We start from the raw sequence: 22,873 nt of genomic DNA, 5'->3' as shown, positions 1-22,873 counted from the left end.
AGCCCGCCGGAAGTTATTGCAACTGACGGCGATCAGGCCGAATAATACATGTCGAATTCGACCGGATGCGGGGTCATTTCGAAACGCATGACTTCCGCCATTTTCAGCTCGATATAGGCATCGATCTGGTCATCATCGAAGACCCCGCCTGCGGTCAGGAACCTGCGGTCCTTGTCGAGGCTGTCGAGCGCTTCGCGCAGCGAACCGCAGACCGTCGGGATCTTCTTCAATTCTTTCGGCGGCAGGTCGTAGAGATCCTTGTCCATGGCCTTGCCGGGATGGATCTTGTTCTTGATGCCGTCGAGACCGGCCATCAGCATGGCCGCAAATCCGAGATACGAGTTCTGGGCCGGATCCGGGAACCGGACCTCGACGCGCTTGGCCTTCGGATTGGAGCCGAAGGGAATACGGCAGGAGGCCGAACGGTTGCGCGCCGAGTAAGCCAGGAGCACCGGTGCCTCATAGCCCGGGACCAGACGCTTGTAGGAGTTCGTTGTCGGGTTGGTGAAGGCATTGATCGCCTTGGCGTGTTTGATAATGCCGCCGATATAAAACAGGCAGCTTTCTGACAGACCGGCATATTCGTCGCCTGCAAAGGTCGGCTTGCCGTCCTTCCAGATCGACTGATGCACGTGCATGCCCGAACCATTGTCGCCGAAGATAGGCTTCGGCATGAAAGTTGCCGTCTTGCCATAGGCGTTGGCGACCTGATGCACGACATATTTGTAGATCTGCATCTTGTCGGCATTGCGCACCAGCGTGTCGAACTTGACGCCAAGTTCGTGCTGGGCAGCGGCCACTTCATGGTGGTGCTTTTCGACGACAACACCCATTTCGGCGAGCACGGTCAGCATTTCGGAGCGCATGTCCTGCAGGCTGTCGACCGGAGGGACGGGGAAATAGCCGCCCTTGACGCGGGGGCGGTGGCCGAGATTGCCGGTCTCGTAATCCGTGTCGTCATTGGACGGCAGTTCCGACGAGTCGAGCTTGAAGCCTGTATTGTACGGATCGGCCTTGTATTTCACGTCGTCGAAAACAAAGAATTCCGGTTCAGGGCCAACAAAAATCGTGTCGCCGATACCGGAAGCCTTGAGATAGGCCTCCGCCTTCTTGGCCGTGCCACGCGGGTCGCGGTTATAGGCCTCGCCGGAGACGGGGTCCAGGATGTCGCAGATGATCACCATGGTCGACTGCGCGAAAAACGGGTCCATGTGGACGGTGGCGACGTCGGGCATGAGAACCATGTCGGACTCGTTGATGGCTTTCCAGCCGCCAATGGAAGAGCCGTCGAACATGACGCCGTCGGCGAACATGTCCTCGTCTACCGACGCGATATCCATGGTCACGTGCTGCAGCTTGCCGCGCGGGTCTGTAAAGCGAAGGTCAACGAACTTGACGTCGTTTTCCTTGATCTGTTTCATAATTTCGCTGGCGCTCGTCATTTTGACCTTTCCTCGAATGTAAGATGACGATGAACCCTGGCGGTGAGCCTAGGGTAATCAGATAGCGTCTATCCCCGTCTCTCCCGTACGGATGCGGATGACTTCCTCCACATTGGACACGAATATCTTGCCGTCTCCGATCCGTCCAGTCTGCGCCGCATTGCGGATGGCCTCGATGACCGCTTCCGCATTTTCGTCTGCAAGCACCACTTCCACCTTCACCTTAGGCAGAAAATCCACCACGTATTCTGCGCCCCGGTAGAGTTCCGTATGTCCCTTCTGGCGGCCGAAACCCTTGGCTTCCGTGACAGTGATACCTTGCAGGCCGACCTCCTGAAGGGCTTCCTTCACCTCGTCCAGCTTGAAAGGCTTGATGATCGCTTCGATCTTTTTCATGAGAAACCAACTCTCCGCTTCTCCCCAATTGCAGGCATGTGCCCGCTCGGCGGTGCCGATGCAGGTATCGTGCCAAACTCCTGGAACAGTTTCAAAAGGATAATGCTTCTTCTCACCGAAACTTTCAGAAATCGAAGCATCTGCGCAAAAAGTGACGGCAAGTCTCCTATTTTTTGTGCTGCTGGGTGTGTACGGCTCCGGCTTTCGTCCCGCGAGCCTCAACTGCGTGAAACGGATGCCCCAGATGAAGCGGACACAAAGTAGGCAAATGCGTAATTTGTCACCATCATTGCCGATCCAGATGGACTTGTTTTCCATCGCGGTTTCGCTTCAATGATCGGCATGAAGTCTCACCTGAAACATATGCTTCTTACGCCCTCCGAGATGGCCAAGGCCGACGCCGCGACAGTTGATTCGGGTATTGCTCTGGCCGATCTGGTAGAAAGGGCAGGGCAGGCCGTTGCCGCCTCCGCCTTGCGGCACTTCCCTCAGGCTTTGCGCTACGTTGTGCTTTGCGGCCCAGGCAATAATGGAAAGGACGGCTATGTTGCCGCGCGTGCACTGGCACAGGCGGGCGCCTCGGTCGCTGTCTATGAAATGAACGAAGGGCAGATAGGCAAAGATCTACTGCGGGCGGAGGAAGACGCGATCTCCCGGGCGCCGCTTGCGGGCTACCAGCCCCGGCAAGGAGACGTGGTCATAGACGCGCTGTTCGGCGCCGGATTGACTCGGGACGTGCCTGACCTCGTGGCGGAGTTGGTGAACAAGATAGGCGAGGCTGCTCTGCCGCTTCTTGCGGTCGATCTCCCGTCCGGGCTCTGCGGACGGCGTGGCGTCCCGCTCGGGGCGGCGTTCAAAGCCACCCGCACGGTCACGTTCATGAACCGCAAGCCGGGCCATCTGCTCCTCCCGGGCAGATCCCTATGCGGTGACATTGAAATCGTCGACATCGGCATACCGGCGAGGATCATCCGTTCTATAACCGAAGGTTGGGCGGAAAATCATCCGGACCTTTGGGGCCATCTTCTGCCGGTACCGGATGAAAACGGACATAAGTATAGGCGTGGCCACCTGGCCGTCTTTTCCGGACCGGCGGGCCGTACGGGCGCTGCGCGTCTTTCGGCTCTTGCAGGGCTGAAGCGCGGCGCCGGTCTCGTAACGGTCGCATCGCCCGCCGATGCCATGTCAGTCAACGCGGCGTCGCTGACCGCCATCATGCTACACCAGATCGATACTGCGCAGGTTCTGCAAAGCTGGCTGGACAGTGCCAAGCTTGCAGCTTTCGTTCTTGGACCAGGTTTCGGCATCGGCGAGAAAGCCCGGCAGTTCAGTCTTCTGCTCAAGGTTCGGCCGCTGGTGCTCGATGCCGACGGGATCACCTCTTTTCGGGAAAACCCGAGCGAGCTATTCAGTGCCTTTTCCGGTGGCGATCCGCATCTGGTGCTGACCCCGCATGAAGGAGAGTTTTCGCGGCTCTTCCCTGATCTTGCAGGCAATACAGAGCTTAGCAAACTGGAAAAGGCGGTGCGGGCTGCAGAAAGGGCGCATGCAGCCATCGTCTACAAAGGCGCCGACACGGTCATCGCTGCCCCGGATGGGCGAGCCTATATCAACACCAATGCGCCGCCCTGGCTGGCGACGGCCGGCTCCGGCGATGTTCTGGCTGGAATGATCGGTGCGCTGCTTGCACAAGGCGTGCCGGCCTTCGAAGCCGCCGCCGCGTCCGTCTATCTGCATGGCGAGGCCGCCAAAGCCGCAGGCAGGGGAATGACGGCCGAAGACCTTGCAGCCCATGCCGGCGTCGAGCTCGACGGTTAAGCAGAAGCTTCCAGCAGTTCCTGCATCGCGATGGCGCCTTGGGGCGCATTGACCTTGCCCTCGTGGATGAAGAAGGCAAATACGTCGCGCGGCTGCTTCTTCGGCTTGTGCGAAGGGTCGACAAGCGGCAAGTCATCCGGCACGCCGCCTTCCGACCATGTCTCCAGCCGCCTGGCCCACGCTTTCATGTCGTCATCCGCATAACAGGTCTTGATGTCGTCGGAGCCCTTCTGCAGCCGGGCATAGACGAATCCTGCTGTCACGTCGGCGATCAGCGGATAATCGAAATGATCGGCGCAGACCGGCGCGATATTATATTTCGACAGCAGCGCGATGAATTCCGGAACCTTGAAGCTGTCATGGCGAACCTCCACCACATGATCGAGATTCAGCCCCTCGATCTTGCTCGGCAGCAGCTTGAGGAAGGCTTCGAAATCGTCAGGCTCGAACTTCTTTGTGGGCGCGAATTGCCAGAGGATCGGGCCGAGATGATCGCCGAGCTCGGTCAAGCCTTGGCTGAAGAACCTTTCGATCGATTCTCCGGCTTCCGCCAAAACTTTTCGGTTGGTCGTATAGCGGCTCGCCTTCAACGAAAAAACAAAATCGTCCGGCACTTCGGAGGCCCACTTGGCGAATGTCTCGGGCTTCTGAGACCCGTAATAGGTGCCATTGACCTCGATCACCGCCAGCCGGCTCGCCGCATATTCCAGCTGCTTCTTCTTGGTGAGCTTGTCCGGATAGAACGTGCCTTCCCACGGCTCGAAGGTCCACCCTCCGATGCCGGTACGGATCGTGCCAGCCTTGGTCATCGTTTCCCTCCTAAGCCAGCCTATTCGGCTGCCTGCACCTTCTTGATCGGCCGGCGGTTGAGCAGATCCTTCAGGAACTGACCGGTATAGGATCGCTTCTCCTTGACGATTTGCTCAGGCGTGCCTTGCGCGACGACCTCACCGCCGCCGGTACCGCCTTCGGGGCCGATATCGATGATCCAGTCCGCCGTCTTGATGACTTCCAGATTGTGCTCGATGACCACGACGGAATTGCCCTGATTGACCAGCTCATGCAGCATTTCCAGAAGTTTGGCGACGTCGTGGAAATGCAGGCCGGTTGTCGGCTCGTCGAGGATGTAGAGCGTGCGGCCGGTCGAACGCTTCGACAATTCCTTGGCAAGCTTGACGCGCTGCGCTTCGCCGCCCGAAAGCGTATTGGCCTGCTGACCCACCTTGATGTAGCCGAGGCCCACGTCGAAGAGGGACTGCAGCTTGTCGCGCACGGCGGGCACGGCGGAAAAGAATTCGACGCCTTCCTCGACCGTCATGTCCAGCACATCGGCAATCGACTTGCCCTTGAAATGCACGTCCAGCGTCTCTCGGTTATAGCGCTTGCCGTGGCAGACGTCGCAGGTGACATAGACGTCCGGCAGGAAGTGCATCTCGATCTTGATGACCCCGTCGCCCTGGCAGGCTTCGCAGCGGCCGCCCTTGACATTGAACGAAAAGCGGCCGGGCGCGTAACCACGTGCCTTGGCTTCCGGCAGACCGGAAAACCAGTCGCGGATCGGCGTAAACGCGCCGGTATAGGTGGCCGGGTTGGAACGCGGCGTACGCCCGATCGGCGACTGGTCGATGTCGATGACCTTGTCGATGTGTTCGAAACCGTCGATGCGGTCATGTTCGGCCGGAATTTCGCGCGCACCCATCACGCGTCGGGCTGCCGATTTGTAAAGCGTTTCGATCAGGAAGGTAGATTTTCCTCCGCCCGATACGCCGGTCACAGCCGTGAAGACGCCAAGCGGAATGGCCGCGGTAACATTCTTGAGATTGTTGCCTCGGGCGCCAAAAACCTTCAGCTCCTTGCCCTTCTTGGGCTTGCGGCGCTCCTCCGGCACGGCAACGCCGAGTTCGCCCGACAGGTATTTGCCGGTCATCGACTTGGGATTGGCCATGACCTGTTGCGGCGTGCCCTCCGCGACCACGGTGCCGCCATGAATGCCGGCGGCCGGGCCGATATCGACGACATAGTCAGCCGTCAGAATGGCATCTTCGTCATGTTCGACGACGATCACCGTATTGCCGATGTCGCGCAGGTGCTTCAACGTGTCGAGCAGACGAGCATTATCCCGCTGGTGAAGACCGATCGACGGCTCATCGAGCACGTAGAGGACGCCCGTCAAGCCCGAGCCGATCTGCGATGCAAGCCGGATGCGCTGGCTTTCACCGCCGGAAAGCGTGCCGGAATTGCGCGACAGGCTGAGATAGTCCAGCCCGACATCGTTCAGGAATCGCAGGCGCTCGCGGATCTCCTTGAGGATGCGCACGGCAATCTCGTTTTGCTTCGTATTCAACTGCGCCGGCAAGGCCTCGAACCAGTCGCGCGCCACGCGAATGGACATTTCAGTGACTTGGCCGATCTGCAGCTTGTTGATCTTGACCGCCAGCGCCTCGGGCTTCAGGCGATAGCCCTTGCAAGCCGGGCAGGGGGCCGCAGACATGTAACGCTCGATCTCTTCTCGCGCCCAAGCGGAATCGGTTTCCTTCCAGCGGCGCTCGAGATTCGGCACGATGCCTTCAAAGTTCTTGACCGTCTTGTAGGAGCGGGCGCCGTCGGCATAGTGGAATTCCACCTTTTCTTCGGTGCCGCGCAGGATGGCGTTCTGCGCCTCTTCCGAAAGCTCGTTCCAGCGGCTGGAAAGCTTGAAGCCAAAGACCTTGCCTAATCCCTCAAGCGTCTGGTTGTAATAGGGGGATGTGGATTTCGCCCAAGGCGAAATGGCGCCGTCGCGCAGCGTGCGTGCGGGCTCCGGAACGATCAGGTTCTCATCGACCTTCTGCTGCGAACCTAGACCATCGCAGGTGGGGCAGGCGCCGAAGGGGTTGTTGAATGAGAACAGCCGCGGCTCGATCTCCGGAATGGTGAAACCGGACACAGGGCAGGCGAATTTTTCCGAAAACAGCACACGTTCATGCGTTTCGTTCAGCGATTTATTGGCGGAGCCGCCGGCCGCCGTATCTTCCGCGCGCAAAGGCTTGTCGGCGAATTCCGCAACAGCCAGCCCATCGGCCAGCTTCAGCGAAGTCTCCAAGCTGTCGGCTAAGCGAGCGCCGATGTCAGAGCGCACCACGAGCCGGTCGACAACCACATCGATGTCGTGCTTGTATTTCTTGTCGAGCGCCGGCACCTCGGCGATCTCATAGAACTGACCGTCGACCTTGACGCGCTGAAAGCCCTTCTTCATCAGCTCGGCGAGCTCTTTTTTGTACTCGCCCTTGCGTCCACGGATCATCGGCGCCAAGATGTAGAGGCGCGTGCCTTCCTCGAAAGCGAGCACGCGATCAACCATTTGACTAACCGTCTGGCTCTCGATCGGAAGGCCGGTCGCTGGAGAGTAAGGCACGCCGACGCGGGCAAAAAGCAGGCGCATATAGTCGTAGATTTCGGTGACCGTGCCGACTGTGGAGCGTGGATTGCGAGAGGTCGTCTTTTGCTCGATCGAGATTGCCGGAGAAAGCCCTTCGATCTGATCGACGTCGGGCTTTTGCATCATTTCAAGGAACTGCCGTGCATAAGCCGAAAGGCTTTCCACATATCGGCGCTGCCCTTCGGCATAGATTGTATCGAAGGCGAGGGACGACTTGCCGGAACCGGACAAGCCGGTCATGACGATCAGCGAATTGCGCGGCAGATCGAGATCTATGCCCTTCAAATTGTGCTCGCGCGCACCACGTATCGAAATGGTCTTCAGTTCGCTCATCGTTATGCTCTTCGGGAGAATTGAAGGCCCTTATGTAGTGACTGATCCGCGCCTGTCGAGGTGAAAGTAGCCCAATCCCGAATGGCCGGCGACTCGGTTGACAGTAGTATAGAAAGAAAATAGAACAAATAAAGAACGAATTTGGCTGTGGATTAACGGCTGCTGAAGCCCAACGAAGCGAGGCAATGGGCTATTAATGTGGAAATGGTTTTAATGCTGCCAGGCAGGCGGCAGAGAAGGTGACGGACATGGCTGGTAGTGTGAACAAGGTAATCCTGATCGGGAATGTGGGCGCGGATCCGGAAATTCGCCGCACGCAGGATGGTCGCCCGATCGCCAACCTGCGTATCGCGACGTCCGAAACCTGGCGCGACCGCAACAGCGGCGAGCGCAAGGAAAAAACGGAATGGCACAGCGTCGTGGTGTTTAACGAAGGCCTGACCAAAGTCGTCGAACAATATGTCAAGAAGGGTGCCAAGCTCTATATCGAGGGACAGCTTCAGACCCGCAAATGGCAGGACCAGACGGGCAATGACCGCTACTCTACGGAAATCGTGCTTCAAGGCTTTAACTCGACCTTGACTATGCTGGATGGTCGCGGTGAGGGCGGTGGCGAGCGAGGCAGCTATGGCGGCGGTAGCGGTCGCGGCGGCAATAGTGATTTTGGCGGTGGCGATTTCGGCGGTGACGATCTCGACCGTCGTCCGTCGGGCGGTTCCAGCCGCGGCGGCTCGCAGCCGGCCGGCAATTTTTCACGTGATCTGGACGACGACATCCCGTTTTGATCGTGATCGGCGGGAGCTCGGAAGCTGAACGCTGATGATGCATCTGCCGAACGCCGGTAGGCGCAGGCCTGAGCAGCCCATGCAAAACCGGGCATGCGCAAATGCTCGGTCGGGCCTTCCGGAGAGACCTATTCCTCGAGCCGGCTTGCAGGATCCCGGTCGCGACTGTATCGCCTGGTAACAGGAAACGGTGGCAGCCACGCTTCCCGGCGTACAGTCCAGAGCTCATAAGTAGGGATCATCTGGTCAGGCGCATCAAGAACGCCTAGATTGACCTCGATCTCGTCGGCGCTGCGTGCAAACACGGGCGAGCCGCATCGGGGACAGAAGAAGTGCCCGGCATAGTCCCTTGTCTCGCCGGAGATCGTTACGGCTTTCTCCGGGAAAATGGCCGACGCATGGAAAAGAGCTCCATGGTGCTTGCGGCAGTCAAGGCAGTGACAAATGCCGACCCGATAGGGGCGTCCTCTTGCCGTGATCCTGACATCGCCGCATAGACATCCGCCTTTGAACGTGTCCATGTTCCGCCTCCTCCGGCTGCCGAATTTGCTTTCCGTCATATCATTGGGCGGTTACCACGTCACGGCCTGGTGACAGACATGGCGGCCGGTCCACGATGGCGGAACTTGCGGGTCCTTGTTCAAGACATCCCGAAAGGAACCTGCGCGGCTTCCTGAGCGGTGGCTCGGTCGGCCAGCATGGCAGCGAGGACATCCGACTGCGATAAGATGCCGGCAAGCTTGTTGTTGCTGCGCGTCACGGGCAGGTAGTGGAGGCCCTGTTCGGCGAACATGATGATGGCATCGGCCAGCGGCGCATCCGGCGTCACCGTCTTGACCGGCGTCGTCATGATGTCCTTTACCGTATCATTGGGAGCCGTCGCACCAGACAGGACGAGCCTCAGGCGCTGTGCGAAGCCGATTACCGGTCGGCCGGTCGTCCAGGCAGCCTTGTCGAGAAAATCGGTCTGGGTGACAATGCCGACCACTTCTGCCTGGTCATTGGTTACCGGCAATGCCTTGATGTGGTGGATGCGCATCTGCTTATGCGCTTCCTTTAGGGAAGTGTCCGGGGCGACGGCCACGACATCACGCGACATGACGGCGCCGCAGTCGAGGTGCCCGGCACGGCGCCGATAGGAGCGCAGCTCCGTGCGGCGGAGGATCTCCTCAAGATCGTCACGTTCGATATCGAAGACCTGGTCATAGTCTTTCAAAACTTCGTCGAGATCGCGACTGGTGAAGCCCAGCCGCTGTGCCGGCGGTGGATCGGACGTTCCGTGACTGGCGGAGGAGGGCAAGATGGACCGCGGATAAGGGCGGCCGGTCATATTGTTGAAGACCAGCGCCACCAGCAGGATTGCAAGCGAATTGCCAGCCACCGGCCAAAGGACGAAACTGTATCCTAGGTCATGAATGACCGGACCTCCCAGAACCGCAGTCAGCGCAATGGCTCCGCTCGGCGGATGAAGGCAACGCAGTGTCATCATGGCCAGTATGGCGAACCCGATCGCCAGCGCAGAGGCTAAGAAGAGGTTTTGAACCAGAAGCGCGACAGTCACGCCAACCAGAGCCGATATCGTATTGCCGCACAGGATGGACCAGGGTTGCGCGAGCGGGCTGGAAGGCACGGCGAAGAGCAGGACCGCGGATGCCCCCATGGGGGCGATCAAAGCCGGGGCGACAGTTGCGCTGCCCATGGCCAGAGCTCCGATAAATCCGGTTGCCAAGACACCCAGCAGTGCGCCGATTGCGGAACGCAACCGTTCATGGGAGCTGACGGGGCTGGCTTCCGGCAGCAGCCGGCGCAACATGAGACGCATGACGACCCTCCGATCTTCATTCCGGCCGCCTTTTAGCAGAAATTCCCGCAAAGCAACCCCTTCGGGCGCTAGATGCTGAAGGCGGCTCTGATCCCATCCACCACGAACTGAACGGACAGGGCGGCGAGGATAACGCCGAGCAGGCGCGTCAGGATCGCCCTGCCGGTTACCCCCAGGAACCGGTCCAGGCGCTCGGCGATCAGAAGCACTGCATAGAGCCCCAATAGAATGAGCGCGATGACCGCAATCAGCAGAGCACGATCCCATGCGGAGGTGAACGTGCCAGCGAGCAGGACGGTGGCGGAAATGGCGCCCGGTCCGGCGATCAGCGGCAGCGCCAGCGGGAAGACCGCGATGTCGTGGATCTGGTCGATGGTGATGGCTGCCTGCGAGGTCTTTTCCTTGCGCTCCTGGCGCTTTTCAAAGACCATTTCGAAGGAGATCCAGAAGAGCAGCAGGCCGCCTGCAATCCGGAAGGCGCCGATCGAGATGCCGAGCAGGCCGAGCACGCTGGAGCCGAACAAGGCGAAGACGGCGAGAATGCCGAAAGCGATTAGCGAACCGCGCAGCGCGACCTGTCGGCGCTGGACAGTGGTCATGCCGACGGTCAAGCCCAGGAAGACCGGCGCAAGACCCGGCGGGTCAAGCGTCACCAGCATTGTTGTTAGTGCGTTGACCAACATATCCGGGCTTGCCATGTGCTCTCCCTATCCTGCTGCAATCCTTGCAGTCTCACGGGAAGATTGTTAGGACAGGCTGTCCAGGAATGAAAGCCTGCTCCTTGCATGTGGTCCGAGCGCCTGTTCGGCCGCAGCGACTGGAAGCGGTTGCGAAAACTGTTCAAAACCACGGCGGAAATTGGCGCTCGGGACCGCTTTCCGTTATAAAAACCAAACTGATTCCGAACAAAGATCGTGATCCGATTTGACTGAGCAAAGCACACCCGGCGGCGGAAAGCTGCCTCCAGGCATCGAACCCATTTCCATCATGGAGGAGATGCAGCGGTCCTATCTCGATTACGCCATGAGCGTCATCGTCAGCCGCGCGCTTCCTGACGTCCGTGACGGATTGAAGCCGGTGCATCGCCGCATCCTTTTCTCCATGAGCGAGATGGGGATCGACTGGAACAAGAAATATGTGAAGTCCGCCCGCGTGACCGGTGACGTGATGGGTAAATACCACCCGCACGGCGACTCGGCCATCTACGACGCGCTGGCACGCATGGCGCAGGATTGGTCGCTGCGCCTGCCGTTGATCGACGGCCAGGGCAATTTCGGCTCGATCGACGGCGATCCTCCGGCAGCCCAGCGTTATACGGAATGCCGGCTCCAGAAGGCCGCCCATTCGCTGCTCGACGATCTCGACAAAGAGACTGTCAACTTCCGCGACAACTACGACGGTACCATGTCGGAGCCGGTCGTGATGCCGGCGCGGTTTCCGAACCTGCTCGTCAACGGGGCAGGCGGCATCGCGGTCGGCATGGCGACAAATATCCCGCCACACAATCTGACCGAGGTGATCAACGGCTGTATCGCGCTGATCGAAAACCCGGAGATCGAACTTCCGGAACTTATCCAGATCATTCCAGGCCCTGACTTTCCGACCGGCGCTCTGATCCTTGGCCGTGCGGGCATCAAGCAGGCCTATGAGACAGGCCGCGGTTCGGTGATGATGCGCGGGCGCGCTCGGATCGAGCCAATGCGCGGCGATCGCGAGCAGATCATCATCACAGAAGTTCCGTTCCAGGTGAACAAGGCTTCAATGGTCGAGAAGATCGGCGAACTTGTTCGGGAAAAGCGAATTGAAGGCATTTCCGACCTGCGCGACGAGTCGGACCGCCAGGGTTACCGCGTTGTCGTCGAGCTGAAGCGCGACGCCAATGCCGATGTCATCCTCAACCAGCTTTATCGGTATACCCCGCTGCAGACCTCGTTCGGCTGCAATATGGTGGCGCTGAACGGCGGCAAGCCGGAACAGCTGACGCTTCTCGACATGCTGAGGGCATTCGTCTCCTTCCGTGAAGAAGTGGTCAGCCGGCGTACTAAATATCTGCTCCGCAAGGCCCGCGAACGCGCCCATGTCCTGGTCGGTCTGGCGATCGCCGTCGCGAATATCGACGAGATCATCCTTCTGATCCGTCGCGCTCCAGATCCCCAAACTGCCCGCGAACAATTGATGACGCGCCGCTGGCCGGCTGCCGACGTGGAATCGCTGATCCGCCTGATCGACGACCCGCGCCACAAGATCAACGAGGATGGCACCTACAATCTCTCGGAAGAGCAGGCACGGGCGATCCTGGAACTGCGGCTTGCCCGCCTGACGGCGCTTGGCCGCGATGAAATCGGCGACGAGCTGAACAAGATCGGCGCCGAAATCAGCGACTATCTCGATATCCTTTCATCGCGCATCCGTATCCAGCAGATCGTCAAAGACGAGCTTGCCGCCGTGCGCGACGAATTCGGCACACCGCGCCGGACGGAAATTCTCGAAGGCGGCCTCGAAATGGACGATGAGGATCTCATCGCCCGCGAAGACATGGTCGTGACCGTCTCGCATCTCGGCTATATCAAGCGCGTGCCGCTTGTGACCTATCGGGCGCAGCGCCGGGGCGGCAAGGGCCGGTCTGGCATGGCGACCCGCGACGCCGACTTCGTCACTCGGCTGTTTGTCGCCAACACCCATACGCCGGTGCTGTTCTTCTCTTCGCGTGGCATTGTCTATAAGGAAAAGGTCTGGCGCCTCCCGATCGGCACGCCGCAATCGCGGGGCAAGGCGCTGATCAACATGCTTCCGCTGGAAGCCGGCGAACGCATCACCACCATCATGCCGCTGCCCGAGGACGAGGCGACCTGGGAAAACCTCGACGTCATGTTTTCGACGACACGAGGCACCGTCCGCCGCAACAAGCTTTCCGATTTCATCCAGGTGAACCGGAACGGCAAGATCGCCATGAAGCTCGAGGAAGAGGGTGACGAAATCCTTTCGGTCGAGACCTGTACCGAACGGGACGACGTTCTTCTGACGACGGCTCTCGGGCAGTGCATTCGCTTCCCCGTGGAGGACGTTCGCGTCTTTGCCGGACGCAACTCTATCGGCGTGCGCGGCATCTCGCTCGGTGGCTCCGACCGTATCATCTCGATGACGATTGTCGGCCATGTGGACGCAGAGCCGTGGGAGCGTGCCGCCTATCTCAAGCGCTCGGCCCTAGAGCGGCGGGCTGCAGGCATAGACGAGGACGATATTGCGCTGGTTGGCGAGGAAGTCACCGAAGAGGGACAGCTTTCCGACGAACGTTATGAAGAGCTGAAGGCTCGCGAGCAATTCGTGCTGACGGTTTCGGAAAAAGGCTTCGGCAAGCGTTCCTCTTCCTACGACTTCCGTACATCGGGTCGAGGCGGTAAGGGTATCCGCGCCACCGACACGTCGAAGACTGCGGAAATCGGTGAGCTGGTTGCAGCCTTCCCGATCGAGGAAAAGGACCAGATCATGCTGGTTTCGGATGGCGGCGTCCTGATCCGCGTGCCGGTCGGCGGTATTCGCATCGCCAGCCGTGCGACTAAGGGCGTAACGATCTTCTCCACTGCCAAGGACGAAAAAGTTGTTTCGGTCGAGCGTATCAGCGAACCGGAAGGCGACGACGAGAACGGCGCTGACCTGCCGGAAGAAATCACGGCAGTGACCGGAGATCTTGGCGCTCCAGCACCGGATTCCGACAGTGCTGACGACGGTGCCACCGAATAGCGGCATCTTGTTGCTATTCAGACGCAAAAAAGCCGGAGGATAAACCCTCCGGCTTTTTTATTGGAAACTGTGAAAGCTGCGGAACTAGCGGCGGGTGCCGAGATCAGAACGCGCTGTGGCGGCGGGCAAAGTCTTCCATCTCGTCACGCTCACGACGAAGAGCGGAGATAGTTGAGGCTACGGATGCCACGAACATTGCACTGATCAGGCCTGCAAGCACAGTCAACGTTACGAACATGGTCATCCCTTTGCGCCATGTACCCGCCTCAGTAGTAAGAAATGTCGCTGTAGCGACCGGTCACCTGCGGGTACTTCAATTCTGTCAGGCCGGATTTGTCATGATAAAGAGTAAAGGTTGCTGTGAGCATCACAGCGATCATGGCCGTCCATACCAAGTTGATCATGGTAATCTTGTCGGGCCTGACTGTCTTTCTTCTCGCGATCATCTCCGCTGTCCTTCTTGTTTGCCTGAACGCCCATTTGAAGCGCAGGTTCCACCGTATTTGAGAGAAACTTAACCTAGACGCTCTGAAGCATGCTTGAATGGCTTGTTCATCTGGCGTTCAGAATCGGAGGCCGCTACGCTTCTTCGGGATCAACGAGGAAGAGCAACGCATCCAGAGCAAGTGCCATCAAAACAGCGATAATCACCAGAAGCGCCAGCATGTCCCAAGTTGCTCCATTAAGGATGCGGGGTCGCATCCCGCCAATGTCCGCATTCAACCACAAGCCTTCTGAAACGGCGTTGAACGGGTCATTCATATTTCGTTCAGAAGGGTGAAGCCTTGCGGCAGGCAGCAGTCCATGACAAAAGGCCGGGAAATCTTTCCTCGTTTCCTCTTCTGGCGCCGGCATGACGACAGCTTTATATCCCGGTTCTTTCGACCCAATGACCCGGGGTCACCTCGACGTGCTGGTTCAGGCTTTAAATGTCGCGTCAAAAATCGTGGTGGCGATCGGCATACACCCCGGCAAAGCTCCGATGTTCACCTTCGACGAGCGCGCCGAGATGATCACGGCATCACTGCACGAAGTGCTGCCGGAAAGCTCCGGCGCCGTATCGGTCGTCGCATTCGACAAGCTGGTGGTAGACGCGGCACGGGATAATGACGCCAGCATCTTGATCAGGGGGCTTCGCGACGGAACCGATCTCGATTATGAAATGCAGATGTCGGGCATGAACAGGCAGATGGCGCCGGACATTCAGACGGTATTTCTGCCTGCCGGAACCGCGTCTCGGCCCATTACGGCCACATTGGTCCGGCAGATCGCCGCCATGGGTGGGGATGTCAGTGCATTCGTTCCCGCCGCCGTCCTCAAGGCCCTCAACGACAGGCTGAAACGCTGAGTCAATCTGCTGGAAAACGGAGTTCCCAATGAAACTGCTTGGTCTTGCCTTTGCCGGCATTGTTGCGATTGCTGCTCTTGCCACGCCGGCCGCTGCGGCTAGCGACGACTATCTAACTATTCAGCTGAAGGATGGTCCGGTGGTTGTCGAACTGATGCCGCAGGCAGCGCCCAAGCATGTGGCGCAGGTCAAGGCGCTGGCTGCCAAGGGAGCCTATGACAACGTCGTGTTCCACCGCGTCATTGACGGCTTCATGGCACAGACTGGCGACGTGAAGTTCGGCAAGCAGGGCAGCCCGAGCTTCAACGCGTCCCGGGCCGGGACTGGCGGCTCAGATCTGCCCGACCTTCCAGCCGAATTTTCCAAGACGCCATTTGAACGCGGCACGGTTGGCATGGCCCGCTCGCAGAGCCCCAACTCCGCCAATTCGCAGTTTTTCATCATGTTCGACGATGGCCCGTTCCTCAACGGCCAGTATACCGTTATCGGCAAGGTCGTGTCGGGCATGGACGCGGTCGACAAGATCAAGCGTGGCGATGGTAGCAATGGCGAAGTGACCAATCCCGACAAGATGATCAAGGTCGCCGTCGGCAAGAAGTAGCAGACTTGCGCACGTAGCAAGTCAGCGCCTACAGATAAAACCAAGGAGAAAGACATGGCCGAGATCAAGGATCCGGAAAACACCCTCATCATGGAAACCACCAAGGGCCAGATCGTGATCTCGCTCATGCCGGACGTGGCGCCGGGCCATGTGGCACGTATCAAGGAACTGGCTCGCGAGAACGCCTATGACGGCGTGGTTTTCCACCGCGTCATCTCCGGTTTCATGGCGCAGACCGGCGACGTGAAGTTCGGCAAGCAGGGCGGTAGCCTGGATCGTGCCGGCATGGGCGGGTCCGAGAAGCCGAACCTGAAGGCGGAATTCTCCGCCGTCAAACACCTGCGCGGCGTCTGCTCCATGGCGCGTTCCAGCGATCCAAACTCCGCCAACTCGCAGTTCTTCATATGCTTCGACGATGCGACCTTCCTGGACAAGCAGTATACCGTCTGGGGTCAGGTCATCGAAGGCATGGAAAATGTCGACAAAATCAACAAGGGCGAGCCGCCTAAGGATCCTGACGCGATTGTGTCGATTCGCGTCGCCGCCGATGTTTAATCCTATTTTAAATCGGAAAACCCGCTCCAACCTACGCTGGAGCGGGTTTCGCTTATCTGGACATCTGCAATGCGTGTCGATCTGTTTGATTTCGATCTGCCGGAAGAAAACATTGCGCTGAGGCCGGCAAGCCCGCGCGAAACTGCGCGGCTGCTTGTTATCAAGCCCGATGAAGAACCGGCTCTCGCCGATCATCATGTTTTCGATCTACCGACGTTCCTGAAGCCGGGTGACGCGCTGGTCTTCAACGACACCAAGGTCATTCCGGCCCAGCTCGAGGGCACGCGCTTGCGCGAGGGGGCAGGGACACAGCCGGTCTCGGCGACCTTGCACATGCGCACCGCTCCGGATCGATGGAAGGCCTTCGCCAAGCCCGGCAAGCGCATCAAGCCCGGCGACCGCATTGAGTTCGGCCATGACGGCAATGCCTGCCTGCTGGGCGCGCTCGCGGCCACGGTCGAAGACAAGGGCGAGGGTGGCGAAGTCACGCTGCGCTTCGATCTGGCAGGACCTGCCCTGGACGAGGCGATCATGGAGGTCGGACACATACCGCTGCCACCCTATATCGCCGCCAAGCGGCCCGAGGATGCGCAGGACCAACAAGACTACCAGACCATCTATGCCCGCGAAGAAGGCGCAGTCGCCGCGCCGACGGCTGGGTTGCATTTCACGCCAGCGCTTTTCGAGGCTCTCGATGCGGCTGGCATAGAGCGCCATTTCGTGACCTTGCATGTAGGGGCAGGGACATTTCTGCCGGTCAAGGCGGACGACACGAGCGATCACCGGATGCACCAGGAGATCGGCTATGTCAGCCCGGAGATCGCGGCGCGGCTGAATGCCGTGAAAGCGCGAGGTGGGCGCATCGTCTGCGTCGGCACGACATCCCTGCGGCTGATCGAAAGTGCGGCCGGCGACGACGGCACGATCCAAGCCTGGAGCGGCGCCACCGGCATCTTCATCACGCCCGGTTACCGCTTCAAGGCAGTCGACGTGCTGATGACCAATTTCCACCTGCCACGATCAACCCTTTTCATGCTGGTTTCGGCATTTTCGGGCTTGGAGATCATGCGCTCCGCTTATGACCACGCCATATCCAAGGGCTACCGCTTCTACTCCTATGGAGACGCGAGCCTGCTTTTCCGGAAAGACTGAAACACGATGACCGAGAATTTCCAGTTCACCCTCAAAGCCACGGATGCAGGCGCACGTCTTGGCGAAATCTCCATGCCGCGCGGCACGATCCGCACGCCTGCCTTCATGCCCGTCGGAACAGTCGGGACCGTCAAGGCAATGTATCTCGACCAGGTGCGCGATACCGGGGCGGACATCATCCTCGGCAATACCTATCATCTGATGCTTCGCCCCGGCGCTGAGCGCGTGGCACGGCTAGGCGGGCTTCACAAGCTGATCCGCTGGGAGCATCCGATTCTGACCGACAGCGGTGGCTTTCAGGTTATGTCGCTGTCGGGGCTGCGCAAGCTCGACGAAAAGGGCGTCACCTTCAAGAGCCATGTGGACGGCAGCCTTCACCATATGTCGCCAGAACGCTCTATCGAGATCCAGGGCCTGCTCGGCTCCGACATCCAGATGCAGCTCGACGAATGCGTCGCTCTTCCGGCGGAGCCAAAAGAGATCGAGCGGGCGATGGAACTGTCATTGCGCTGGGCTGAACGCTGCCGCGTGGCTTTCGGCGAGCAGCCTGGCAAGGCCATGTTCGGCATCGTGCAAGGCGGTGACCAGCCGGACCTGCGCGTCCGCTCGGCTCAAGGCCTGACGCAGCTGGATCTGAAGGGCTATGCCGTCGGCGGGCTTGCGGTGGGCGAGCCGCAGGACGTGATGCTGAAAATGCTGGAAACGACGCTTCCAGTGCTTCCGGCAGAAAAGCCGCGTTACCTGATGGGGGTCGGCACGCCGGACGATATCCTGAAATCCGTTGCGCGTGGCATAGACATGTTCGACTGCGTCATGCCGACCCGGTCCGGCCGCCATGGGCTGGCCTTCACGCGCCGCGGCAAGGTCAATATCCGCAATGCCCGGCATGCCGAAGACACGCGGCCGCTGGATGAAGAATCCAGCTGTCCGGCAGCCCGGGATTACTCGCGTGCCTATCTGCATCACCTGGTGCGGTCAGACGAGGCTCTTGGCGGGATGCTCCTGTCCTGGAACAATCTCCATTATTATCAGGACCTGATGAAGGGTATCCGCCAGGCGATTGCCGAAGGTCGTTTCGCCGACTTCTATGCCGAAACACAGCAGGCCTGGGCTGAGGGCGATATTGCGCCGCTGTGACAGGCCATGGCGTGTGTCGCCCGCGTCATATACCCTGGCTGGCGGTGTTGCGGATCATCCTGACACCATTGACCTTATAGGAACCGTCATCCATGAGCCTCATCTCGTAGATGGCGGTCCAGTCCTTGCCCTCCTTGGCGCTGATCATCACCTCCTGCAGCACGACTTCGCCACCGCCGATCAGCTTGGAGCGGCCGAAGGCGTAGGTTCCGGCGTTGGAAACGGCGTCGTATTGCTTTCGAACCATCGAAAGAAACGCATTCTTGTCGGGGTAGAGGCTTCGGATGCCGGGAGACGCAAAAGAATAAGCTGTTTCGGCGTCTTCGTGCATCAGCGCGGCGATCTGGCTCGCAATGACTGATTGGGCTTGAACCACCGGGTCTTCTGCGCGGGCTCCCGCGGCGCAGATGAGAGCAGAAACCAAAAGCACCGCAATCCTTCGGACCATGATCGAGTTTTCCTTCTGACACAGCAGGGATGCTAGCGCCTTTGCGTCGAAGGAAAAGATGCACAGACTAATTTATTCCCGAAAGCCTGTTTTACCTCTGCCGGCACGAGCGACAGGCGGCTTGCGGCGGGCGGGGGAGGCTGGCACGAATGGGCACGGAGCCTCGATTCGCGGATTACCTTTCCATGAAAATCCTTTTGCCACCGGCGCTGCTTTATTTCAGCAATGCGATCCTTTTCATTTCTCTTTTCACGCGCCTGCCCGCCATCCAACTGTCCCTGGGCGTCGACAAAGCGGTGCTGGGCTTAGCGCTCCTGAGCGCTCCGGTCGGGACCTTCCTCGCCTTGCCGATTGCCGGCCGCATCACAGACAGGCTGACCCCAAGGCTGACGGCTGTCCTGACATTGCCGGTCTGTGCCTTGCTCAGCCCTTTGCTGACGATCGCACCACTCTGGGGCTTCCTGATCTGCTTTTTCCTGTTCGGCTTTTTCAGGACGATATTCGACGTCGCCGCCAACATGATCTCGACAGGCATCGAACAGCGAACGGGCAAGAAGGTGCTTTCCCGAAGTCACGGTTTCTGGTCCGTCGGCCTGTTGGCGGGATCCGTTTGTTCCGGCTTCCTCGCGGAAAAAGCGGTCACCCCGTTCCTGCAACAGATCATGGCAGCGGCCTTTACCCTACTGGCTTGTCTTCTGGTGTGGGTCGTCACGCCCAAGGATGCCGCGCCGGCCAGTCCCGCAGCGGGGAAGCGCTCTGCTTATGTCATTCCCGATCGGACCATCCTGCTGATCTGCCTCATGGTCTTCGGCCTCTGCATCGTCGAGGGCGCCGTTTATGACTGGGGCATATTCTTCCTGCGCGAGCAGCTTCGTGCCGATCCGGCCATTGCCGGCATTCTCTATGCTGCTTTCACCATAGGTATGGGGTTGACCCGGCTTGCGGGGGACAAGTTGCGGGACGGGTTCGGGGCGACCGTGCTTGTGCGTGGATCGGCCATATCGGTTGCCGCGGGCATCATGCTGCTGGTGGGAAGTTCGAGCTTCTTCATGGCGGGTTCAGCCTTGTTCCTGATCGGCTGCGGTGTGGCTCTGGCTTTTCCGCTGGCTGTTTCGACGACAATCGCGCTCGGCAAGGGACGACCGTCCGAAAATCTGGCGGCACTTTCCTTGACCCTCATGCTATCAACCATCGGGGTGCCGCCGCTGCTCGGCTTGATTGCCGAACATGTCAGCTTGATCGGCACTTTTGTGGTCCTCTTGCCGTGTGTCCTCTTGAGCTTTCTCATGGCACCGGTCGCGGATGGCCGGCGCACGATGATGCCCTTTCTCAGGCACTAGCTGTGGAAAATGGGGCAGGGACGGGGACTGCCCCTAATTGGCCATATGAATGGATAATGGCTTGAGGCCACGGAGTTTAGCCGTTACCAGATTGAAACCGACTTGCCGAAAACAGGTGACGCTGTGATCGACCCTTACGAGATTCTTGGCGTTGCCCGCGAAGCGGACGGCGCCGCCATAAAGACCGCCTATCGCAAGCGCGCGAAGTCGGCTCACCCGGACACGGGCGGCGATGTCGAGCTCTTCAGCCGGCTGACGACGTCCTATGAGCTGCTGAACGACCCGTTGCGGCGTAAGGTCTATGACGACACGGGATACGATGCGGAACTTGCCGACAGCAAGGATCTCCACGGCCTGGTTATTCTCGAAACGCTGGTCAACGAGATGATCCTTGACGAGCGGGATCCGGGTTCCTTCGATCCGGTTGCCGCCATGCGGCGTAAGCTGACCGACAAGGTCGTCAACGCCCGCTTCCACATTCTCGAAATGGAGCGCCACCGGGCTCGCATCCGCAATCATCTGGACCGCATGGGCCGCAAGCCGGGCAATGACGTTCTCGGACGGATGCTGCGGGCGCGCTGCGGAACGATATCGGACGCAATCACCAAGGCCGAAACCGAAATCGCCAACATAGAACAGGCCTATGGAATGCTGGACGGCTATACCTACGAAATCGAAGCGGTTGCCGAGATCAAGGATGCGGCGGAGTGAAGCCTCGGCTTTGCTTGTTGGTTTCCGCAAACCGGCCTAACGGCGGACCAAACTAAGAGAGTTATCCCCACATGCCGCTCCATATCCGCGAAGCTGTTCGCGAAGATGCGCCGACGCTTCTGCGGTTTATCCGTGAGCTGGCAATCTATGAAAAGGCAGAGAACGAAGTTCTGGCGACTGTCGAGACTATCGAAGAGACGATTTTTGGGGCAGGGGCGGTAACCCGTGCCCTGATCTGCCAGATGGATGGCGAACCGATCGGCATGGCAGTCTGGTTCTTCAACTATTCCACCTGGCAGGGCAGGAACGGGCTCTATCTTGAGGACTTGTATGTAACACCCGACGCTCGCGGGATGGGTGCCGGCAAGGCAATGCTGCGGCGCCTGGCGGCCATTGCTGTCGAGAATAACTGCGGGCGTTTCGAGTGGAGCGTCCTGGACTGGAATACGCCCGCCATTCGCGTTTACGGTGCAATCGGCGCGGAGCCGCTTAACGAGTGGATCCGCTATCGCTTATCGGGCGAAAAACTTGTGGCCTTCGCAAGCGGTTCTTGAACCAGCGTTGCAGCGGCTGGTCCATGTGGACCGTAACATACCAGGATACCGCGGTGATAGCCGCCATCAGAACCAGACCGGCATAGGGTATGGCACGGCTGTCGGTTATATGGGGCAGCAGATGTTCCGTCCAAGCCAAGAGCGGCACATGCAGCACGTAAACGGCGTAGGATGCGGTGCCGAGAAAAGCTGAGATCTTTCCAGTCACCGGATCGGGAACGCAACGGCTGGCAACCAACAGCAGGCCGGGCCAGCAGAAAACGACGACGAACAGGTCGAAATAGGCCTTCAGAGGCTTGGGCGTCGGAAATGCCAGGATCAGGATGACGAAGGCCAGGCACCCGATGGCGACCAGCGGCTGCACCTTCGGTAAGCGTGAACGCAGCCGGTAGATCAAAACACCGACGAAGAAGGAGAAGAAGACACGCGCCATTCCGGCATGCATCTCGCTCCAGCGGAAGCCGGCATGCAGTCGGCCGAATTCGGCAGCGGCAAACACGAGGACCACCGCGCTCACCGCAACCACGATCAGAAGGTGCTTGGTACGGGCGCGGGCACCCCAAAGGCCGTAGACGATGTTGGCGACCAGCTCATTGAACAACGACCAGGCGGGATGCACGAGGAAAAGCGCGCCGTTGAGCGTCAGGCTGAAGGGCGCAGGAATGAAGAGCAAGCCGGTGACGAGAGCGATGGCGAGCTCCTGCAGGTCAATGGGTCGATGCAGGTCATCGAGCGGCGTGGGAACGTTAGAAAGCCAAAGCGTGATGAAAAAGGTCGTCATTAGGAACAGCGCCAGCCCGTAAAGCGGATAAAGGCGGAAGAGCCGCATCTTCATGAAAGCCAACGCCGAGATCCATTGATCCGCAATCGCTGCGCCATAGGCATGTGCCAGCACAAAGCCGCTCAGCGCGAAGAACAGGTCGACGCCGAGATAACTGGATGGCAGCTCGTCGCCGAGCAGACTTGGGGCATGGCGCTGGATAATGAAAAGCGCAGCAATGCCGCGTAGGCCATCGAGCAGAACGAAGCGCGGGTGCTGGGAATTGTTTGACGGCATGGGCTCGGGAAACTGAGATGAAGGAACCAGAAGAGGTGCACTCTAAGATACCGGGCGTGTCAGCACCAGCCCACCTAACGCCAGACTATGTGGCTGCAAGGTTGAATTGTCCGCCGTGGTGCAAAGTAGAAATGTCACTTTCAGCGCTCTACGGCTCGAGGATCAGCCCCGATCTGAGCGGCTGATCCCGGTTGCAAGATCAGATCGGGGCGGGT

The 22,873-nt window shown here is 59.4% G+C and carries 23 protein-coding genes; 11 read left to right on the top strand and 12 right to left on the bottom strand.

Annotated features, from left to right (window positions below; genetic code table 11):
* Window positions 1-32: 32 nt before the first annotated feature.
* Window positions 33-1,442, bottom strand: a complete 1,410-nt coding sequence (gene glnA, locus E2F50_RS06490) for a type I glutamate--ammonia ligase (RefSeq protein WP_133315288.1) — start codon at window positions 1,440-1,442, stop codon at window positions 33-35.
* Between the two features lie 57 nt (window positions 1,443-1,499).
* The gene (locus E2F50_RS06485) at window positions 1,500-1,838 is read right to left on the bottom strand and encodes a P-II family nitrogen regulator (protein ID WP_011975544.1); all 339 of its coding nucleotides are present in this window, start codon (window positions 1,836-1,838) and stop codon (window positions 1,500-1,502) included.
* Window positions 1,839-2,180: 342 nt separating this feature from the next.
* On the opposite strand from E2F50_RS06485, the gene E2F50_RS06480 reads away from it, so the two are divergent.
* A complete protein-coding gene (locus E2F50_RS06480; RefSeq protein WP_133316353.1) occupies window positions 2,181-3,656 on the top strand; it encodes an NAD(P)H-hydrate dehydratase in 1,476 nt (491 codons plus the stop codon).
* Here the strand turns inward: E2F50_RS06480 and E2F50_RS06475 are convergent.
* A complete protein-coding gene (locus tag E2F50_RS06475) occupies window positions 3,653-4,465 on the bottom strand; it encodes a DUF72 domain-containing protein (protein WP_133315287.1) in 813 nt (270 codons plus the stop codon). The two genes, E2F50_RS06480 and E2F50_RS06475, sit on opposite strands and share 4 nt — an antisense overlap.
* A 20-nt stretch (window positions 4,466-4,485) precedes the next feature.
* On the bottom strand, window positions 4,486-7,407 hold the full coding sequence (gene uvrA, locus E2F50_RS06470; RefSeq protein WP_133315286.1) for an excinuclease ABC subunit UvrA: 2,922 nt from the start codon (window positions 7,405-7,407) through the stop codon (window positions 4,486-4,488).
* Between the two features lie 248 nt (window positions 7,408-7,655).
* On the opposite strand from uvrA, the gene E2F50_RS06465 reads away from it, so the two are divergent.
* Window positions 7,656-8,192, top strand: a complete 537-nt coding sequence (locus tag E2F50_RS06465; RefSeq protein ID WP_133315285.1) for a single-stranded DNA-binding protein — start codon at window positions 7,656-7,658, stop codon at window positions 8,190-8,192.
* Window positions 8,193-8,320: 128 nt separating this feature from the next.
* Here E2F50_RS06465 and E2F50_RS06460 read toward each other — a convergent pair whose 3' ends face one another.
* From E2F50_RS06460 to E2F50_RS06450, 3 genes are all read right to left on the bottom strand, one after another.
* Complete coding sequence (locus E2F50_RS06460; RefSeq protein WP_133315284.1) at window positions 8,321-8,713, bottom strand: GFA family protein; 393 nt, start codon at window positions 8,711-8,713, stop codon at window positions 8,321-8,323.
* A gap of 119 nt (window positions 8,714-8,832) precedes the next feature.
* The gene (locus E2F50_RS06455) at window positions 8,833-10,014 is read right to left on the bottom strand and encodes an HPP family protein (protein WP_133315283.1); all 1,182 of its coding nucleotides are present in this window, start codon (window positions 10,012-10,014) and stop codon (window positions 8,833-8,835) included.
* A gap of 68 nt (window positions 10,015-10,082) precedes the next feature.
* Window positions 10,083-10,712, bottom strand: a complete 630-nt coding sequence (locus tag E2F50_RS06450) for a MarC family protein (protein WP_133315282.1) — start codon at window positions 10,710-10,712, stop codon at window positions 10,083-10,085.
* A 226-nt stretch (window positions 10,713-10,938) separates the two neighbouring features.
* Here E2F50_RS06450 and gyrA point away from each other — a divergent pair, with 226 nt between their 5' ends.
* Window positions 10,939-13,755 (top strand): DNA gyrase subunit A, encoded by a 2,817-nt coding sequence (gyrA, locus tag E2F50_RS06445; protein WP_133315281.1) that lies wholly within the window; start codon window positions 10,939-10,941, stop codon window positions 13,753-13,755.
* A gap of 103 nt (window positions 13,756-13,858) precedes the next feature.
* Here gyrA and E2F50_RS23170 read toward each other — a convergent pair whose 3' ends face one another.
* The 3 genes from E2F50_RS23170 to E2F50_RS06440 all read right to left on the bottom strand — a co-directional run bounded on the left by E2F50_RS23170 (window position 13,859) and on the right by E2F50_RS06440 (window position 14,610).
* A complete protein-coding gene (locus tag E2F50_RS23170; protein ID WP_202615425.1) occupies window positions 13,859-13,999 on the bottom strand; it encodes a hypothetical protein in 141 nt (46 codons plus the stop codon).
* Between the two features lie 22 nt (window positions 14,000-14,021).
* The gene (locus E2F50_RS22905; RefSeq protein ID WP_161974044.1) at window positions 14,022-14,159 is read right to left on the bottom strand and encodes a hypothetical protein; all 138 of its coding nucleotides are present in this window, start codon (window positions 14,157-14,159) and stop codon (window positions 14,022-14,024) included.
* Between the two features lie 175 nt (window positions 14,160-14,334).
* Entirely contained in the window at window positions 14,335-14,610 is a 276-nt protein-coding gene (locus tag E2F50_RS06440) for a hypothetical protein (RefSeq protein WP_133315280.1), read from the bottom strand.
* Between E2F50_RS06440 and coaD the strand changes: the two genes are divergently transcribed.
* From coaD to tgt, 5 genes are all read left to right on the top strand, one after another.
* Window positions 14,609-15,103, top strand: coding sequence for a pantetheine-phosphate adenylyltransferase (gene coaD, locus E2F50_RS06435; RefSeq protein ID WP_133315279.1), 495 nt, complete (start codon window positions 14,609-14,611; stop codon window positions 15,101-15,103). The two genes, E2F50_RS06440 and coaD, sit on opposite strands and share 2 nt — an antisense overlap.
* Before the next feature lie 28 nt (window positions 15,104-15,131).
* On the top strand, window positions 15,132-15,704 hold the full coding sequence (locus E2F50_RS06430; RefSeq protein WP_133315278.1) for a peptidylprolyl isomerase: 573 nt from the start codon (window positions 15,132-15,134) through the stop codon (window positions 15,702-15,704).
* A gap of 54 nt (window positions 15,705-15,758) precedes the next feature.
* Window positions 15,759-16,259 (top strand): peptidylprolyl isomerase, encoded by a 501-nt coding sequence (locus E2F50_RS06425; protein WP_133315277.1) that lies wholly within the window; start codon window positions 15,759-15,761, stop codon window positions 16,257-16,259.
* A 69-nt stretch (window positions 16,260-16,328) separates the two neighbouring features.
* Entirely contained in the window at window positions 16,329-17,411 is a 1,083-nt protein-coding gene (gene queA, locus E2F50_RS06420) for a tRNA preQ1(34) S-adenosylmethionine ribosyltransferase-isomerase QueA (RefSeq protein WP_133315276.1), read from the top strand.
* 6 nt (window positions 17,412-17,417) lie between these two features.
* Complete coding sequence (gene tgt, locus E2F50_RS06415) at window positions 17,418-18,548, top strand: tRNA guanosine(34) transglycosylase Tgt (RefSeq protein ID WP_133315275.1); 1,131 nt, start codon at window positions 17,418-17,420, stop codon at window positions 18,546-18,548.
* Window positions 18,549-18,573: 25 nt separating this feature from the next.
* Here the strand turns inward: tgt and E2F50_RS06410 are convergent, their stop codons facing one another.
* On the bottom strand, window positions 18,574-18,996 hold the full coding sequence (locus E2F50_RS06410) for a DUF4864 domain-containing protein (protein WP_133315274.1): 423 nt from the start codon (window positions 18,994-18,996) through the stop codon (window positions 18,574-18,576).
* Window positions 18,997-19,181: 185 nt separating this feature from the next.
* On the opposite strand from E2F50_RS06410, the gene E2F50_RS06405 reads away from it, so the two are divergent.
* The 3 genes from E2F50_RS06405 to E2F50_RS06395 all read left to right on the top strand — a co-directional run bounded on the left by E2F50_RS06405 (window position 19,182) and on the right by E2F50_RS06395 (window position 21,601).
* Window positions 19,182-20,336, top strand: coding sequence for an MFS transporter (locus E2F50_RS06405; RefSeq protein WP_161974042.1), 1,155 nt, complete (start codon window positions 19,182-19,184; stop codon window positions 20,334-20,336).
* Between the two features lie 123 nt (window positions 20,337-20,459).
* The gene (locus E2F50_RS06400) at window positions 20,460-21,047 is read left to right on the top strand and encodes a J domain-containing protein (protein ID WP_133316352.1); all 588 of its coding nucleotides are present in this window, start codon (window positions 20,460-20,462) and stop codon (window positions 21,045-21,047) included.
* A 71-nt stretch (window positions 21,048-21,118) separates the two neighbouring features.
* The gene (locus E2F50_RS06395) at window positions 21,119-21,601 is read left to right on the top strand and encodes a GNAT family N-acetyltransferase (RefSeq protein ID WP_133315272.1); all 483 of its coding nucleotides are present in this window, start codon (window positions 21,119-21,121) and stop codon (window positions 21,599-21,601) included.
* Here E2F50_RS06395 and E2F50_RS06390 read toward each other — a convergent pair.
* On the bottom strand, window positions 21,537-22,658 hold the full coding sequence (locus E2F50_RS06390; RefSeq protein WP_133315271.1) for an acyltransferase family protein: 1,122 nt from the start codon (window positions 22,656-22,658) through the stop codon (window positions 21,537-21,539). The genes E2F50_RS06395 and E2F50_RS06390 overlap by 65 nt on opposite strands.
* Between the last annotated feature and the right edge of the window lie 215 nt (window positions 22,659-22,873).

Origin of the sequence: Rhizobium deserti, from assembly GCF_004358025.1 — a bacterium.
Lineage (GTDB): Bacteria > Pseudomonadota > Alphaproteobacteria > Rhizobiales > Rhizobiaceae > Neorhizobium > Neorhizobium deserti.
Note: the sequence above shows the minus strand (reverse complement) of the source record. Positions and strands in the feature narration are given on the sequence as shown.

Excerpts from the sequence above, each read along its gene's own strand:
- glnA (WP_133315288.1), bottom strand. The coding sequence starts at position 1,442 with ATGACGAGCGCCAGCGAAATTATGAAACAGATCAAGGAAAACGACGTC.
- E2F50_RS06485 (WP_011975544.1), bottom strand. The coding sequence starts at position 1,838 with ATGAAAAAGATCGAAGCGATCATCAAGCCTTTCAAGCTGGACGAGGTG.
- E2F50_RS06480 (WP_133316353.1), top strand. The coding sequence starts at position 2,181 with ATGAAGTCTCACCTGAAACATATGCTTCTTACGCCCTCCGAGATGGCC.
- E2F50_RS06475 (WP_133315287.1), bottom strand. The coding sequence starts at position 4,465 with ATGACCAAGGCTGGCACGATCCGTACCGGCATCGGAGGGTGGACCTTC.
- uvrA (WP_133315286.1), bottom strand. The coding sequence starts at position 7,407 with ATGAGCGAACTGAAGACCATTTCGATACGTGGTGCGCGCGAGCACAAT.
- E2F50_RS06465 (WP_133315285.1), top strand. The coding sequence starts at position 7,656 with ATGGCTGGTAGTGTGAACAAGGTAATCCTGATCGGGAATGTGGGCGCG.
- E2F50_RS06460 (WP_133315284.1), bottom strand. The coding sequence starts at position 8,713 with ATGGACACGTTCAAAGGCGGATGTCTATGCGGCGATGTCAGGATCACG.
- E2F50_RS06455 (WP_133315283.1), bottom strand. The coding sequence starts at position 10,014 with ATGCGTCTCATGTTGCGCCGGCTGCTGCCGGAAGCCAGCCCCGTCAGC.
- E2F50_RS06450 (WP_133315282.1), bottom strand. The coding sequence starts at position 10,712 with ATGGCAAGCCCGGATATGTTGGTCAACGCACTAACAACAATGCTGGTG.
- E2F50_RS23170 (WP_202615425.1), bottom strand. The coding sequence starts at position 13,999 with ATGACCATGTTCGTAACGTTGACTGTGCTTGCAGGCCTGATCAGTGCA.
- E2F50_RS22905 (WP_161974044.1), bottom strand. The coding sequence starts at position 14,159 with ATGATCAACTTGGTATGGACGGCCATGATCGCTGTGATGCTCACAGCA.
- coaD (WP_133315279.1), top strand. The coding sequence starts at position 14,609 with ATGACGACAGCTTTATATCCCGGTTCTTTCGACCCAATGACCCGGGGT.
- E2F50_RS06440 (WP_133315280.1), bottom strand. The coding sequence starts at position 14,610 with ATGCCGGCGCCAGAAGAGGAAACGAGGAAAGATTTCCCGGCCTTTTGT.
- E2F50_RS06430 (WP_133315278.1), top strand. The coding sequence starts at position 15,132 with ATGAAACTGCTTGGTCTTGCCTTTGCCGGCATTGTTGCGATTGCTGCT.
- E2F50_RS06425 (WP_133315277.1), top strand. The coding sequence starts at position 15,759 with ATGGCCGAGATCAAGGATCCGGAAAACACCCTCATCATGGAAACCACC.
- queA (WP_133315276.1), top strand. The coding sequence starts at position 16,329 with ATGCGTGTCGATCTGTTTGATTTCGATCTGCCGGAAGAAAACATTGCG.
- tgt (WP_133315275.1), top strand. The coding sequence starts at position 17,418 with ATGACCGAGAATTTCCAGTTCACCCTCAAAGCCACGGATGCAGGCGCA.
- E2F50_RS06410 (WP_133315274.1), bottom strand. The coding sequence starts at position 18,996 with ATGGTCCGAAGGATTGCGGTGCTTTTGGTTTCTGCTCTCATCTGCGCC.
- E2F50_RS06405 (WP_161974042.1), top strand. The coding sequence starts at position 19,182 with ATGAAAATCCTTTTGCCACCGGCGCTGCTTTATTTCAGCAATGCGATC.
- E2F50_RS06395 (WP_133315272.1), top strand. The coding sequence starts at position 21,119 with ATGCCGCTCCATATCCGCGAAGCTGTTCGCGAAGATGCGCCGACGCTT.
- E2F50_RS06390 (WP_133315271.1), bottom strand. The coding sequence starts at position 22,658 with ATGCCGTCAAACAATTCCCAGCACCCGCGCTTCGTTCTGCTCGATGGC.